Source organism: Hanstruepera marina, assembly GCF_019880635.1.
Lineage (GTDB): Bacteria > Bacteroidota > Bacteroidia > Flavobacteriales > Flavobacteriaceae > Hanstruepera > Hanstruepera marina.
Genome location: NZ_JAINVX010000001.1, coordinates 1,369,767 through 1,384,536, shown reverse-complemented (window position 1 = coordinate 1,384,536; position 14,770 = coordinate 1,369,767). Strand labels below are relative to the sequence as shown.

The 14,770-nt window shown below is 32.9% G+C and carries 17 protein-coding genes; all 17 read right to left on the bottom strand.

The genetic code is table 11. From position 1 onward, the window contains the following. Positions 1–44: 44 nt before the first annotated feature. Complete coding sequence (locus K7G76_RS06510) at positions 45–1,997, bottom strand: heavy metal translocating P-type ATPase (protein ID WP_062618773.1); 1,953 nt, start codon at positions 1,995–1,997, stop codon at positions 45–47. Positions 1,998–2,008: 11 nt separating this feature from the next. Then, positions 2,009–2,215 (bottom strand): GDCCVxC domain-containing (seleno)protein, encoded by a 207-nt coding sequence (locus K7G76_RS06505; RefSeq protein ID WP_223033352.1) that lies wholly within the window; start codon positions 2,213–2,215, stop codon positions 2,009–2,011. A 5-nt stretch (positions 2,216–2,220) separates the two neighbouring features. Further along, positions 2,221–2,808: a mercuric transport protein MerTP gene (gene merTP, locus K7G76_RS06500; protein ID WP_133355506.1), complete on the bottom strand. Its 588-nt coding sequence runs from the start codon at positions 2,806–2,808 to the stop codon at positions 2,221–2,223. After that, positions 2,805–3,167 (bottom strand): DUF3703 domain-containing protein, encoded by a 363-nt coding sequence (locus K7G76_RS06495; RefSeq protein ID WP_120201175.1) that lies wholly within the window; start codon positions 3,165–3,167, stop codon positions 2,805–2,807. The genes merTP and K7G76_RS06495 overlap by 4 nt, the downstream gene beginning before the upstream one ends. A 56-nt stretch (positions 3,168–3,223) precedes the next feature. After that, positions 3,224–3,637: a Fur family transcriptional regulator gene (locus K7G76_RS06490; RefSeq protein WP_133355505.1), complete on the bottom strand. Its 414-nt coding sequence runs from the start codon at positions 3,635–3,637 to the stop codon at positions 3,224–3,226. Positions 3,638–3,639: 2 nt separating this feature from the next. Next, positions 3,640–5,826 carry a TonB-dependent receptor gene (locus K7G76_RS06485; protein WP_223033351.1) on the bottom strand — a complete coding sequence of 729 codons (2,187 nt, stop codon included), beginning with the start codon at positions 5,824–5,826 and terminating at the stop codon, positions 3,640–3,642. A 49-nt stretch (positions 5,827–5,875) separates the two neighbouring features. Beyond that, on the bottom strand, positions 5,876–6,193 hold the full coding sequence (locus K7G76_RS06480) for a DUF6660 family protein (RefSeq protein ID WP_132704060.1): 318 nt from the start codon (positions 6,191–6,193) through the stop codon (positions 5,876–5,878). Positions 6,194–6,242: 49 nt separating this feature from the next. Further along, the gene (locus K7G76_RS06475; RefSeq protein WP_223033350.1) at positions 6,243–8,354 is read right to left on the bottom strand and encodes a Piwi domain-containing protein; all 2,112 of its coding nucleotides are present in this window, start codon (positions 8,352–8,354) and stop codon (positions 6,243–6,245) included. Positions 8,355–8,393: 39 nt separating this feature from the next. Beyond that, positions 8,394–9,461 carry a hypothetical protein gene (locus tag K7G76_RS06470; RefSeq protein ID WP_223033349.1) on the bottom strand — a complete coding sequence of 356 codons (1,068 nt, stop codon included), beginning with the start codon at positions 9,459–9,461 and terminating at the stop codon, positions 8,394–8,396. Next, positions 9,439–9,861, bottom strand: a complete 423-nt coding sequence (locus K7G76_RS06465; RefSeq protein WP_223033348.1) for a hypothetical protein — start codon at positions 9,859–9,861, stop codon at positions 9,439–9,441. Before K7G76_RS06465 ends, K7G76_RS06470 begins: the two co-directional genes overlap by 23 nt. 3 nt (positions 9,862–9,864) lie before the next feature. Then, positions 9,865–10,443, bottom strand: a complete 579-nt coding sequence (locus K7G76_RS06460) for a toll/interleukin-1 receptor domain-containing protein (RefSeq protein WP_223033347.1) — start codon at positions 10,441–10,443, stop codon at positions 9,865–9,867. Between the two features lies 1 nt (position 10,444). Further along, positions 10,445–11,011: a toll/interleukin-1 receptor domain-containing protein gene (locus tag K7G76_RS06455; protein WP_223033346.1), complete on the bottom strand. Its 567-nt coding sequence runs from the start codon at positions 11,009–11,011 to the stop codon at positions 10,445–10,447. After that, a complete protein-coding gene (locus tag K7G76_RS06450; protein ID WP_223033345.1) occupies positions 11,011–11,316 on the bottom strand; it encodes a helix-turn-helix domain-containing protein in 306 nt (101 codons plus the stop codon). The genes K7G76_RS06455 and K7G76_RS06450 overlap by 1 nt, the downstream gene beginning before the upstream one ends. A gap of 151 nt (positions 11,317–11,467) precedes the next feature. Then, positions 11,468–13,222 carry a DUF3987 domain-containing protein gene (locus K7G76_RS06445; protein ID WP_223033344.1) on the bottom strand — a complete coding sequence of 585 codons (1,755 nt, stop codon included), beginning with the start codon at positions 13,220–13,222 and terminating at the stop codon, positions 11,468–11,470. Next, entirely contained in the window at positions 13,219–14,127 is a 909-nt protein-coding gene (locus K7G76_RS06440) for a BT4734/BF3469 family protein (protein WP_223033343.1), read from the bottom strand. The genes K7G76_RS06445 and K7G76_RS06440 overlap by 4 nt, the downstream gene beginning before the upstream one ends. Further along, the gene (locus K7G76_RS06435) at positions 14,114–14,410 is read right to left on the bottom strand and encodes a helix-turn-helix domain-containing protein (RefSeq protein WP_223033342.1); all 297 of its coding nucleotides are present in this window, start codon (positions 14,408–14,410) and stop codon (positions 14,114–14,116) included. The genes K7G76_RS06440 and K7G76_RS06435 overlap by 14 nt, the downstream gene beginning before the upstream one ends. Further along, the gene (locus tag K7G76_RS06430) at positions 14,407–14,706 is read right to left on the bottom strand and encodes a helix-turn-helix domain-containing protein (protein WP_223033341.1); all 300 of its coding nucleotides are present in this window, start codon (positions 14,704–14,706) and stop codon (positions 14,407–14,409) included. The genes K7G76_RS06435 and K7G76_RS06430 overlap by 4 nt, the downstream gene beginning before the upstream one ends. Between the last annotated feature and the right edge of the window lie 64 nt (positions 14,707–14,770).

Sequence of the window (14,770 nt, the reverse complement as noted above, 5' to 3'; positions counted from 1 at the left end):
CGAAATTTTAACAAATACTTATTTAATTAACAGAAGTTTAATGCTCAACTCCATTTCATTTTCTGTAACCTTACCGCATTTAGAATTGCTAATAAAGCCACGCCTACGTCTGCAAATACAGCTTCCCACATTGTTGCCAAACCTCCTGCTCCCAAAATCAGTACAATTACTTTAATACCAAAAGCCAAAATGATATTCTGCCATACAATTTTTCGAGTGGAACTGCCTATTTTAATAGCTCTCACTACTTTTGAAGGTTGGTCGGTTTGAATGATAACATCGGCTGTTTCTATGGCTACATCGCTACCTAATCCGCCCATTGCTATACCTACATCACTTGCTGCTAAAACAGGTGCATCATTAATACCATCACCAATGAAGGCTACTTTATTTTGTGGATTTTTCTTTAATGCTTCAACTTCATTTAATTTATCCTCTGGCAATAAACCTCCCTTGGCATTTTCTATTTTTAAATCCTTTGCCACTTGTTGAGTTATGGAATCTTTATCTCCTGAAAGCATCATTATTTTTTTAATCCCTACCCTATGTAAACTTGATATGGTTTCTTTAGCATCCTCCTTTAATTCGTCCGCAATTACCACATAACCTGCAAAAACATTATCAATAGCTACCAAGACAATAGATTCCACGATAGATTCAGTTTCATTAGGCACTTCTATATTATTGGATACCATTAAAGCCTTATTTCCAACCAAAACTTCTTTACCTTTTACCATACCTTTTAACCCTTTTCCTGCAACTTCAGAAACCTTATTTGCTTCAAAATTGTTGGTTCCTTTCTGGTATTCCATAATAGCTTTAGCAATAGGATGTGTAGATTGCTCTTCCATTGCCATTAGATAGTTCATAAATTCTTCTTCATCCCAATCAAAGGTCTTAATGCTTTTGATTTTGAAAACTCCTTTGGTTACCGTTCCTGTTTTGTCCATTACCAAAGTATTTATCTTGGTCATTGCATCTAAAAATGAAGCACCTTTAAATAATATTCCATTTTTTGAAGCTGCTCCCAATCCACCGAAATATCCTAATGGAATTGAAATCACTAACGCACAAGGACAAGATATTACCAGGAAAATTAATGCTCTGTATAACCAATCTCTAAACACATAATCATCTACAAAAAAGTATGGTATAAAAGTTACACCAATAGCTAAAAACACTACAATTGGTGTGTAGATACGAGCAAACTGTCTGATGAATAATTCTGTTTTAGACTTACGAGCTGTAGCATTTTGAACCAAGTCTAATATTCTCGCAATAGAACTATCTTCAAAGGTGTTGGTTACCTCAACTTCAACAACACTTTCTAAATTGATACTACCTGCGTAAACCTTTGCATCTTTCTGAATAGAATCTGGTTTGCTTTCGCCTGTTAATGCTGCGGTGTTTAGAGATGCTTTTTCGGATAATAAAATACCATCCAATGGAATTTTTTCACCTACTCGAATTTGTATTTTCTCGCCAATATTTACAGCTTCTGGCGACACACTTATATAATCACCATCACGAAATACATTAGCTTCTTTTGGTCGAACATCTAATAAGGCTTTAATATTTCCTTTTGCTCTATTAACTGCTGCGTTTTGAAATAATTCTCCTACTGCATAAAATAGCATTACTGCAACACCTTCGGGATATTCGCCAATGATAAACGCACCAATGGTGGCAATAGACATTAAAAAGAACTCGGTAAAAACATCGCCTTTTATAAGACTTTTCCATCCTTCTTTAATTACAGGAAATCCAACTGGAATATATGCTAAAGTGTACCAAACTACTCGAATCAATCCTTCAAATTGAGGAATCGCATCAAAATAATCTACAGCGATACCTACCATTAACATAACAAAACTTATAATAGCAGGAATGTATGTCTTGAATGCACTTCCATCTCCGTGGTCGTGACCATCATCGTGAGAATGTTGTTCTTCTGAATTTGGTTTTAAATCTCTTAAATTGACTTTCTTTTTTTTCATTTAGTTTTGTTTTAGCAACAACTTTTGTTTTGTTGAATTGGTGGACAAGGAACTGTACCATAAGAACAATACACGCAGCAATCACCTTCTCTTGGTTTGAGAATTGTTTTACAATGCTCACATTCATAAAAGAATTGACAGGCATTTGTTGGCATATCTTCTTCCTTTTTATGACCACAGGTTGGGCAAGTGATTTCAGATTTTAATATAGTTTGCATCAATTTTAATTTTTATCAGTTACTTTATAACCTGTAGAATTAATTGCTTTCTCAATTTCTAATTCATTAGTTTTAGTTTGGTCATACTCAATGATTGCGTTACCATTCTTGTATGATGTTTTTGAGTTCACAATTCCGTTAAGTTTATTTACTTCGTGGTTTACGTGAGCTTCACAACTGGGACAAGTCATTCCACTTATTTTATACTCTGTTGTTTTGATATTTGATTTATCAACGACAACAATTTGTTTCTCTGAATTTGGATAAAACATACTTGAGTAGTATGGAAATGCCAACATCACTATTGCGAATACTGTTACAACTCCTAAAAAGGTTTTTGACTGAATAAATTTTGGTTTTTTATCCGTTTCACATTCACAGTCGATTTCTTTTTCTGGTTTTAATTTTTGATACCAAGCAAAGAGAAGAACTAATATAGTTAGCCCTATTAAGTAAGGTCTAAAGGGTTCTATCCAAGAAAAAGTTGAAGCTACACCACTTGTTCCTGCAATTAATGCCAAAACTGGTGTGATGCAACACAATGAAGCTGTGATTGCTGTTAGGATACTTGTAACCGCTAATTTATTTTTCATTCTATATCTAATACTTTTTCAATGTCATTTGGAATAGGCATACGTTTTAATGGTGGTACGTTTGCGCCACCTGTATTACCAAGAGGAACGTGATTTATAAATGATTTCCAACCACCAACAAGCAATCTAATAATTTGACCGAATACTTCTTTAGTATCTTTTTGTCTAAATCCAAACTTTAGCATTAGCCAATGTGAATAGGTATGTTCTATAGGATAAGACTGTCCTATTATATGACTGCGTTCTAAATGAAACCAAGCATTACCAAACCGCTTATTTTCTAAACAGAAACTGTATTGTTTTAATTCTTCGATATAAGCCTGTTTGATATGTTTAGGTATTTTAGTATTAAACTTCATATCCACTAATTTTGGATAAAAGTAATTTAATAGTAAGTGCAATGGAAGTGCATTTGTTATCCACTACACTTATCACATATACCTTTTACAACCAAGTTTACATTTTCCGAAACAAAGCCATCAGGTACTTTAATTTGTGGTATTTTATGTTCTGTTAGGCAAATGGTTTCATTGCAATTATTACAATGGAAATGTAAATGCAAATCGTTTTTTATATCACAATTACATCCCTCTTCGCATAACGCATATTTCGTAATTCCTGTACCATCGTCTATTTGATGAACAATGACTTTCTCTTCAAAGGTTTTAATAGTCCTGTAAAGTGTTGTTCTATCTGCTTTTTCAAATGCGTTTTCAATATCACTCAATGTTACTGCAACCTCCTTCTCAACTAGGAACTTATAAATTAACATACGCATTGCAGTAACTCGTATGTTTTTTGATTCTAATACTTGTTCTATTGTTTCCATAATTAATCGTCGTCTTCGTTACCAAATGGTTTAATAATAAGTCCTACACTAAATATAAAACCATCTGTAGGCGCATATATTTCTGGGAAAACAGGATTTTCGTGCGGTGGTAAAACCAAAGGTGAAAACCTGCTTTGTCTTCTATCTGTAAAGTTTTCGAAATTTACAAATACACTTCCCAATTTAAAGTTACGCATCACCAATAAACCCATAGTTACAAAGTCAGTAGTTTCAGTACCATTAGATAAAAACTGTTTTCCTGTATAATAAGTTTCATAACCAATACGCCATTTTTCAGATTCGTACATTAAAACACTACCTGCATTATGCTTTGCGGTTAATGGCTTCTGTGGATTACCAGGTAAATAATTTAGTTTGGTATCAATAAGTGCATAGTTTAAAAACCATCTAAAGTCTTTGTATGTAAATTTTATATTGGTTTCTGCTCCTTTACTAAAGATTTCATCTGGTGCATTTTCAAACTGAAATAATCCGTTATCTGTTGAATTTAAAAGCAATCCATCATTAATAGCGGTAACATAGAATAATTGATTTATCGAAAAACCAATCTCATCAGATAGACGAGTTTGATAATTCAAATCAAAATTAACACCATAAGAACGTTCTGCATCTACTGTAGATTTATCTATTGCAAGCACATTTTCAAAGTTAATATACTCTGCTTCTTCTGTAAAAATATCTGGAATCTTATACCCTAAACCTCCACCAATTCTACTTGAAAATCCACTATTATTTTTATAGAGTAATGAAATTCTTGGAAGTGGAAAGAAACCGAAATCCGTATTATAATCTGCTCTTAATCCAGTTTCCAATATCCAATTATCTGATAAGTCATAAATATTATTTGCAAATGCTCCAAAGGTCACATCTTTTTGGTCTCTTTGTAATGGTGCGTTATCATTTTCATCAAAATTTGAGGTATATAGATTAGCTCCAACTATCCAATCCGTTTTTTCTGATGCTGTATTATATGTGATTTCAGTAAACGTATTTGTTTGTTTGCCATCAAAATTAAAATCAGGAACTGTTAAATTCCTATCGAAAAAAGAGATACTATTTTTAAATTCTAATGAACTTATAGAATCTAATTGTGTTTGATATACCAATTGACTGCTTAATCGTTTTGAGTTGTTTTCTTCTGTATATTGATGAATACCATCCGCACCACTTTCAATTTTGGTAATATCTCCACCAATTCTATCATCATACGTTCCGTTTAATCCAAACCAAAGTGTTGTTTTATCTGATGGATAATAAAACAGTTTAGGATTAAAAGAAATTGATGTTGTTTTTGGTAGGTTGCTAAAGCCATCATCTTCTGGGTCGTATGCTTTTTGATAATGACCAGAACCATAAAGTGATACACCGAATTTTTCATTTCTTTTACTATAAAATACATTGGCAGTACTTCCTAATGCTTGTGTTTGTGTAAGCATTATATCTAAAGCAGGTTCAAAGTCTGGTGTTTTAGATACCATATTTACCAATCCTGCAATAGCACCACCACCATAAAGGGTTGATGAACTTCCTTTTATAATTTCAAATTGTTGTAAGTCTAAAGGTGGTATTTGTAGAATACTTAATCCACTTGAGAAACCACCATATAATGGAAACCCATCTCTTAAAAGTTGTGTGTATCTACCATCTAATCCTTGAATACGAATGTTGGTGCTCCCACTACTTAATGATGTTTGTTGCATTTGTATTCCTGTACTTTCACGAAGCACCATAGAAATATTAGTAGGGTTCATTATTGCTTTTTCTCCTAATTCCTCTGCACCTATAAACTCGATACGAGTTGGTATTTTTCGTACAGTTCTTGTACTTCTTGTAGATTGAAGTACAACAGCATCCAATTCGTTACCACCTTCTTTTAGCTTAAACACTAATTCTATATTACTTGGAATTTGAATTGTGGTTTCTAATGTTTCAAAACCTAAAAAGGAAATTACTATTTGATGTTCGCCATCTGGTATTTCTGTAAATTCTGCAATCCCATCAAAATTGGTAACCGCACCTTTTTCTAATGCTTCAAAGTAAACGGTAGCACCCATTAACGGCTCATTTTCTGCCTCTGTGATGACTTTAATTTGTATGTCTGATGTTTGTGCCTGTAATGATAAGCAAAGTATTAATATGAGCTTTATGCTCAATATGTATTTATTCATTGAATTATATTTGTAATTAACTAAATAATTGATTTGAAATCGTGTTACTTTAGCTTATTACTTGTGGCGGTTGCCAAATGTTGGAAAGGAAATTGAACCTATAGATAGGTTGATATGTAGAAATTAACTCCGATGAAATTTCAATATTGAGTTTTAAATTAAATGTCTTGATTGGTTCGTAAGTAATAGACATACCACAACAATTGCAAATACAAGTTACAGAACAAGTATCGTCACTATCTTCTTGATGGTTGTGATTAACACTTATTGCGTCTTGATGTTGGTCTTCTATGTTTTGACCATCAGAACAAGGTTTTGCCGAAAGCAATAGTATTATTAAGGATAATATGATTGTTATAAACTTCACAGTTACAAAGATAAAAATTTAGTGATGCAATGGTTGTGCAAAAAAGAAATTACAAAAACCATAGTGTGTCTTTTGCATCCTCTGGAACACCGTTTTCGAAACGAGGTGCTATTTGGGCTACCATTTCGGGATATTTTATTGTAATTGGTACATTTTGTTGGCGTAAAGATTTCCAATACAACCTGCTGAACTGATATACTTGGGTTAACAATTCTTCAATCACCTCTACATCTTCAAAAGCATCTTCATCTGGACTGCTTATTTTTATTTTAATTGGGAATGGATAACCATCGGTATCTGAATAAAAACGGTCGCTTGGATAACGTGCATTGTTAAACAATAAAAACTGATTTTCGGCAATACGAATGTATGTACCACTAACCGGCATTAGTTTGTTATCCCAATTTAAGTCGTAGGCAATGATGTCTTCTGCTTCGGTTTTATTAATGTTCAGAATATATAAAGGCACTCCTAATTTTAGTTTGTTCATCCCATCAATAATTGGTTGCAGTTCTTCATAGCTCATTTCTTTATAAAAATGAATCACTACTTTATCTGCTTGAGCTACTGATGTGAAATCTCTAATGGCCTTTAATATGCTACCTGCTAATAGTTCTGTTTCGTTTTGGTTGAAATATTCAAAATTTCTGAACAAACCATTGTTTTGAAAACTAAATGCACTTGCTATATACCTTCTATTTTCCCCTTGATTGGTAAATGCTCCTACACCAATTACCAATTCTTTTTTATCGGTTACTGCCAGTTTCCAAGGTGCGCCTCCTAATTTAGCGTGGATAGCTAATGCCATATTTTGCAATGAAAACTGAAAATTGTATTGGTCTTGGATGTTTACAATCATTTTTTCGTAATCGACCACTTGGGTTACAATGCCTTCATTTAAAAACAGTTCTTTAATTCGGATGTAAATTTCCCTATCGTCAGGATCTGGTGTAAACTTATCAAAAGGACTGATGTAAAAGGCTGCATACTTTACGTTTTCGTGGTCAAAAGTTAAACTTTCAAGCTGTTCAACTATTTCTGGAATTGGGTCGTTTTCGTTGGTAAATTCAATAAAGTGGTCTTTTGATGCTGTAGCCTTTATATTTACATAAGCCTCCAATCCTTTGTAATAGTTCTTTTCAGTATTTACACCTTCTTTTAAATTTTGATAGAAAGACAGCACCGAATCTTTATGTGAGGTATGGCAAATAAAAAATATCTTGATATTTTGATTGCTTGGACGTCTGTAAGGGTTTAGAATGTTCATTGCCTTTTTAGGCACTAAATGGGTTCTTTTGTTACCATATTGGTCTTTACCAAACTCTAATAAACCCAAGTTGGGGTTAATGTGATTGATGCGATTGCCAGGAACATCTATAAAGGCATCTTGTTTAAAAGGAAACAAGGTTTTAAATTCTTCTGTAAACAAATAGTTTTTAGCAAATGTAGTGATGAGTGCTACATACTTTTGGTATCTGTTCTTTGTTCTGTCTGGTTCTTCAATAGGGATGTTTAAGGCTCTTGCCAATTGTAAATTGAATATTGGAAAGGCTTGAGCAAATTCTATACTGTTGTAAAATTCTTCCTTATCCTCTGTGTCGAGGTTCATTTGGTAATTGAAGGTTTTTTGACCATACACACAACGCTTAATATACTCTGTTTCCTCAATATCCTTAACTGATTTTGTGAGGACTTTTGACGTACCATCATACGATACTACAAGTTCTGGTAAGTCAGTGAGTGTTGCAAACTGTATTTTGAATGAGAATTTATAGTATAAATTATAGTCTGCTGTATTCCCTTTTTTTGAAGGCATCCATACTTGTACATCACGTACAAAGTTTTTGACCACGATGTAACCCTTTTCTAAAAAATAAGTTTTTAATTGGTGTTTAAGGAATTGCTTGTAAATGCGTAGTTCTTTATCCTTTATTAAATTTATTTTGATACTTGGGGCATTGGGTATTTCTTGAGTAAATGTGGTGAAAATATGCTCTAAACTTGATAAATCTGTATCTGGAAACGCCTCTTTTATCTGCTTTGAAAACTTTGATTTATGGATTGGGTGGCTACCTTCTATATCTTCTAACGATAAATATATGACAGGTGTACTACTTGGCCATTTAAAATTGAGTATGTTGGTTTTTAAGTGTTCTTGCATAGATAATGAGGTGTTTTTGTATTTACATATAGTGATTAATTAAAGTTTAGCATCAATTTTAGATTTAATAGTTTTAAGTTCATTTATATTTTCATTTTCTGGACTGAAATAATTGTTGAATTGCTTCTCAATATCACCCGCATATTGAATGCTGTAAACCTCAACATCCCATATTTTCTTTCTAATTGTAGAAGCTAACTCTATAATATTACGACTACCTAAATCATCATATCCTTCATCTCTTCTAATATCCATTGCTTCTGCTATAAATGGTAATAACAGGTTATCAGATATATGCCTAAAATCAGGTACATCGCCAGCATCTTGAACCTCTTGCAAATACTCATAATGGGCTGGGTTGTAATCATTAATTAAATTTGACCAAGGTTTTGTTAAATAGTCAGCTACACCAAACTTTATCCTATAATCATCTACCAATCTTGCATTTGCGTTTAATAGTTCCATCATATCAGCTGCTATTTGCTTTTGTTTTGTTACTTTATCTTCAATGTGTAAAGCGTATTTTTTCTTTAAATCTTTAAATGCCTCATTATAAAAATCTGATATTTCGTATAGGTTAACAAATTGCTTTTGCCAATCTTCTTCATCCTCTTTAAAAAATGCTTGAAACGCCTTAAAGTTCGAAAGGATATCCATTTCAATAACTCTTTCAAAATTTTTATTTGTATTAAAATACATAGTATTCATTGTAGATGGATTTTCCTTTTCAGCCTTAAAAAATGTATCCATTCTTTCTCCGTGTCTAACTATATCTTTTTCTAATGTTTGTAAGTAATTGGTTAACAACAAAAGACGGTCTTTTAAATCTTGAAGCTTATCATTTGCGGCTTCTTCCCTTTCAATAATTATTTGTTCTCTTTGTTCATAAACTTGATAAAGAACAAAAAGAATGGATAGGAAAGCTAATATTCCTCCGATTAGAGAACCATAAGCAGAAATTATATGATCTCTTGTATTAAAATCAACATCGAAAAACTTCCAATCTTCAGTTTCGTATATCGCCTGAAACGTAAGGAACACAATTAATGCTAATGTTAGCCAAAACACCCACTTGATTATTCTTTTATATCGAGACAATGATTCCATTACATTTAGCTTTAAAATAAATTACACATAAAATCAGTAAAATTATTTCTGATAAATAAATCGGCCATATTGTTGGCCTAAAAGCTATTTTCCAAGGATTTATTTTACTTTTATAATTAGAAATATCCATTGACATTGATTTAGCTTCTTTTTTAATTACAGCGTTGTATAATTCTCTAAAGATTTTTTCAAGCCATAAATAGTGAGTATCTAAATACCAAAATAGAAGTGCCACAGGAAACCCAATAATGAATATTTTATAATCTTCTTTATCAATACCAAACGCCATTAAAGCGGTTATAGCTGTAATACTCCAACTTTTAACCAAAAATGATTTGTGAGATAATCTATCAATTACATTATGAATCAATTCTAAATGTTTAACTCTTATTTCTTTCATATTTTAATTTCTTTCTGAAGGGTTATATCCTTTTATCCAACTATCCATAATTATATACTTATTTACACTTTCTCTAACCCACAGTTTTAGGTTATCAGTATTAGCAATTTTATTTTGCGTTATGTAAGGATAAATACCCAAATATTCTGTTCCATTGAAACTATCAGATTCATAATCTGAAATAGGCAATACAGCAACTCTACCTTTGATGCCGTCAAAATACCCCAATTCCCAAGGCATCCATTTTGACAAACTGCTATTTCTTGAAAAAGCGTATACTAACGACTTACAGTTTTGCATTCTATACCTTATTCTTTCAGCTGTTTCTTTAGTAACAGAATTACGATTAAGCTGATTATCTTCAATCCAATCTATGTAAACAGTAAAACCAAAATCTTCCAAATAAATTTTTAAACTTGCTATTTCCTCTTTATCTAAATAACTGTGTGATAAAAATATATCATACTCCTTATCAACACTAAATGATTCGTTTAAGATTTGAGGCGCACCCAAACCTTTACTTAAATTCACTTTCCGATAACTTGTAACTCTACTTAATAAATCTTTAGTAATTAAACTCATATTACTTTTTTAGCCACTCTATTAGATTTACTTTCCTTCCATTGGGATATATAACATTATACTCATCATCCCATTCTAAAGATTTATACTTTTTTTCTATATGTGGGTATATTTGTAAATACTCATTTCCAATCCATTCACCAGTGTTATCAGCAACAGGCAATAAAGCAATATGTTCAAGGTATTTGTGAACATCTCCTATACCCAATTCCCAATTACACCACTTTGACTCAATACCCTCATTTGTGGCTAAAAGAATAAACTTCTTATTAGCATAAATCATATTTTTAATTTTCATAGCTGTTTTACCTGCTGGCGGATATGTTAACTCATCATCCATCCAATCAACGTATACTGTTATTTTCAGTTTTGTTAAAATAGCCACCAAATATTCTACTAAATCTGAATTTTTATGACTGTGACTAATGAATACACTTGAATCAAAGTCAATTCTTTTTTTTCCAAGTTTAGATGACATAGCCAAAAGAACAGCCATACTTCCTTTTAAACCATAGACATCTTTACCAACAGTAGATTTCAACTGATCTTTAGTAATAAAATCTGCCATTATTCGATTTCTTTTCCTTTTCCAATCTTACTAATTTTTTCTTCAGCTATTTTGAGGATTTCCGTACTGTCCTTTTCGTTTTTTATCATTTGTACAATCTGTTCGGACATCCAAAGCTTAATTAATTTGTTCTCATCTTCTTTTAATTCTTTTGCAAATGCTATTACCTGCTCTCGTCTTGCCATACGGTTTCCTCGTTCAATCTTGCTTAAATAAGCCACATCCATATTGATATTTGCAGCCATTTCCCTTAATAGCAAATTGCGCTTTTCGCGCAATGAGCGTATGTATTCGCCAAACTCCATAATAGCATTTATTAGACTTGTCAGATTTTGTCTAATTTAAGAAAAGGAAGCTAAAGGAAACCAAAAAGATATAAACAGTTATTAACAGAAAGTGAAGAAGTTAAGGATTTAAGGGAACACATACGTTAATTCCTTTATTTCCTCAATTTCCTTATAATGATTTTGCAGGATTTGAATAGTTATTATGAGCTTCTCTATGTATTAACCCTGCATCAACAAACTTTGTAATGTAACCTTCTGCTGTTTTATGTGGAATGTTTTGTTTGGTTGCTAAATCTAAATAATCTTGTCTATCAAACTGTTTTGGTAAACTCTCTAAAAAGCGTTCTTTACGATTCAGGCGTTTTACCGTTTTTTGCTCAATAGGTAAATCATTAAACACTTTACTACTATGCTTTACTAAAATAGAAATAATAGTTAGCGCATTTTGGAAATCGACATCCTCACATTCTTTTACTTGATTCACATCACCATCCTCCATAATACGAAATGCTGTGAATAGCATAATAACACGAAACGCAATTAAACCTAAACGTCTTATTGTTGCAATGTATTCTTCTGGCTGTAAGTTGATGTATTTGGTTTGTAAGGATTCAAAAAATGTATTGAATTGCTGTTGTTGAGGTATTGATAGCCTTACTTCAATTTCTGGATTATTCTTTAATGTTTTATATAAGCCTAAAAACTCGTTTCCTAATTGCGAATAGTAATCATCTAAACCCACATTGTTATTGCTTGAAAATACGTTTTTCCAAGTGGGTTTTATATTCATATAGTAGAACATAAAACGACTGAACAAACCATTTTCGGCATTCGGGATTAAGGTAGCTACTTGCTTGGGTGTTCCTGACAACACTGTAGATAAACACGGTTTTTCAATATCTACATATTCTCTGTCGGTTCTGCGATAATAGCTAATGGTTTCGTGATGAAACGCTTTCCGAAAACCATCGCTATAATTACCGTAATCGCTTTTAAATGCTTGTGCTAATGTATCGCCTTCGGTTTCAAAGATTAGTCCCTTGCCTTCATTATCAGAAATTAATTGATAGACACCAGTAACACTATTGTTGGCAGGTATAAACAACATTCTTTCAGGTGGTTTACCGGGTTTCTCCAAGTTTTCATCTTTACCCTTGTTCATATTATAGGTTGCCATTTCTGTATTAAATTGTTGCTTTAATACTTTGGCTTGCTCACGTTTTAATTTATGAACACGATCTACCAAATTTTTAATTTGGTTGAGTCTGCCTTTACCTGCAGATGCAGGTGCAGTTACAAAAAGATATAAATTGGCAAACACTTTACGTTGGTCGTAGATACCAAAAAGTTTAGGAAAACAGGCACTAAAGGCGGTTAAAGCTCCTAACAACAAAATGTCCTTTTCCTCTTTACTACTTGCAGGATTTACAACTTGTTGTAAAAACTGCGGTAAGGTATTAAATACCTTATCCGGTATTGTTGGCATTGCTTGTTCTGGAACATCAACAACAGTTGCAACATTTGTTGCAACCTCGTTGTTGTGTTGTTGCTTCATTGGTTTTATACCTGCCTGATGCGCATAATGGTAAAAAGTAGCAATGGTAATACCGTGCCCTTTAGCATTTAGACAATTATTGAATTGCTCATCACATTCTTTTGAATCATAACCTACATAGTTTTTGCTTATACGGTGGAAATAGTCTCTTCCTGTTTCTCCATATTCTTCAGCTAAAGCAAAGCCTAAATCTCTCCAATTGGTATAATTTCCCGTGATGTCTATACCTGATTGCTCAATTGTAGAAATATAGGTTCCAATGTCGTTATCAGCAACAGCAACAACATTAGTTGTTGCGTTGTTGCTTATTGGTTGCGGTTGTTCTTCTGGAACTTCCAACCATTCTTTTGGATTAAATATTTTAGTCATAATGCTTGGTGTCTTTTATGTAAAAAGGCTGTTGGGTCGTATGGTAAAAAACACGCTCTGGAAACGTCTTTACCTGACTGGTCAACCTCAATGTTATAGGTATGCTTAATATAATTGGCTACTGCCGTGAAATACTCTGAATGTGTTACTTCTGAAACATCTATTCTGATAATCCATTTTAGGCCATCACCAGATGGTGATGTAAATAGCATTTCGGTTTCAAAATATTCATCGTTTAGTAATTGTGCTTTTAACTCTTGTAAGTTTTCTAAATGGTCAAAATCAATAGTTAATAGATTGGAATGCTGTAACAAATTGCTATCATTACGCTTTTCAAATGCTCCTGAAAAAGTGACGTAATCAAAGCGATTAGCTTTGAATTTACGTGCTTCTTTTACATCGGTTATTACCCTTAAATCTTCAGTAATCTTTTTGTATTTATCACTTGTGATTAATGCAAATACTTGATGTAATCGCAAGGTTTCCGAAGGAAACACATTGCGGACTGGGGATTTGAAAAAGCTACAGTAAGCATACCAGGTATCGTCTGGACCATTCAACCAATCTAATTCATCTTTTTCCTTTACTTCTAAATTGAGATGCAACTCTTGGTTAATCTTGAGCAACAATTCTTCTTCATCGGTTATTCTAAAATGGTATTGCGCAAAATCGAACACATCACCGCTAAAGGTCTTTAGCTCTGTGTCTCGATGTGTTGCTATTACACCATCAATATGAATCCGTAAGGTTTCTTTACCACCATTAAAAGGGTTTCGGGTTATCCCGCAGTCCCTTCCTTTTACAGAAAGGACTGTTGTTTCAGGATAATACTGTCTTAACACGTAGGCATAAATTTTTAAGCCGTAATGTGTTTTGTCTAAAATTGCCTCTCTACTTACTTCCATCTCTTTTGAAATTATGGTTGTAGTAGTTATCTTGAAGCAACTGCTCTACATCGGACACCTTATAATAAAACTTACCCTTTACTTTGCTATAAGGCAGTGTACCGTTATCTCTAAAGGTCTGTAAGGTTCGCTTACTTATGTGTAAGGTCTGCAATACGTCTTGATTGTCTATCCACGAATCTTTCAACACTTCTGCTCTCGAATGTCGTAACAACTCGATACGTGCTTTTAAGTCCTTTATTTCTTGTGAGAGCGCCAAGAGTAAATCGATTATTTCAGTCATAACTTCACCGCTCCTTTCTTAATTAAGTAATCGGCAGCTCGTTGTTCGATTTCATCTTGTGAATCAACACGGTTACTCAATAACCATTGTTCTAATTCTGCTCTGTTGAAATAAATCTTCTTACCATTCGGTTTGTAATGTGGAATGGTTCCGGTACTCGTAAGCTTGTATAAATGGGATTGTGACAATTCCAAAAATTTACAGGCTTCGTTAAAGCTCAATACGTTTTTAACAATAATGTTTCTGTCTAAAACGTGTGCTTCGATAATTTTAAGACGTTCTAATATTTCGTCCATAACTAATTAATTTTAAAATAGAAATGGACATCTGGCCAAATGTCATTCTTGGTTTTCAAGAACA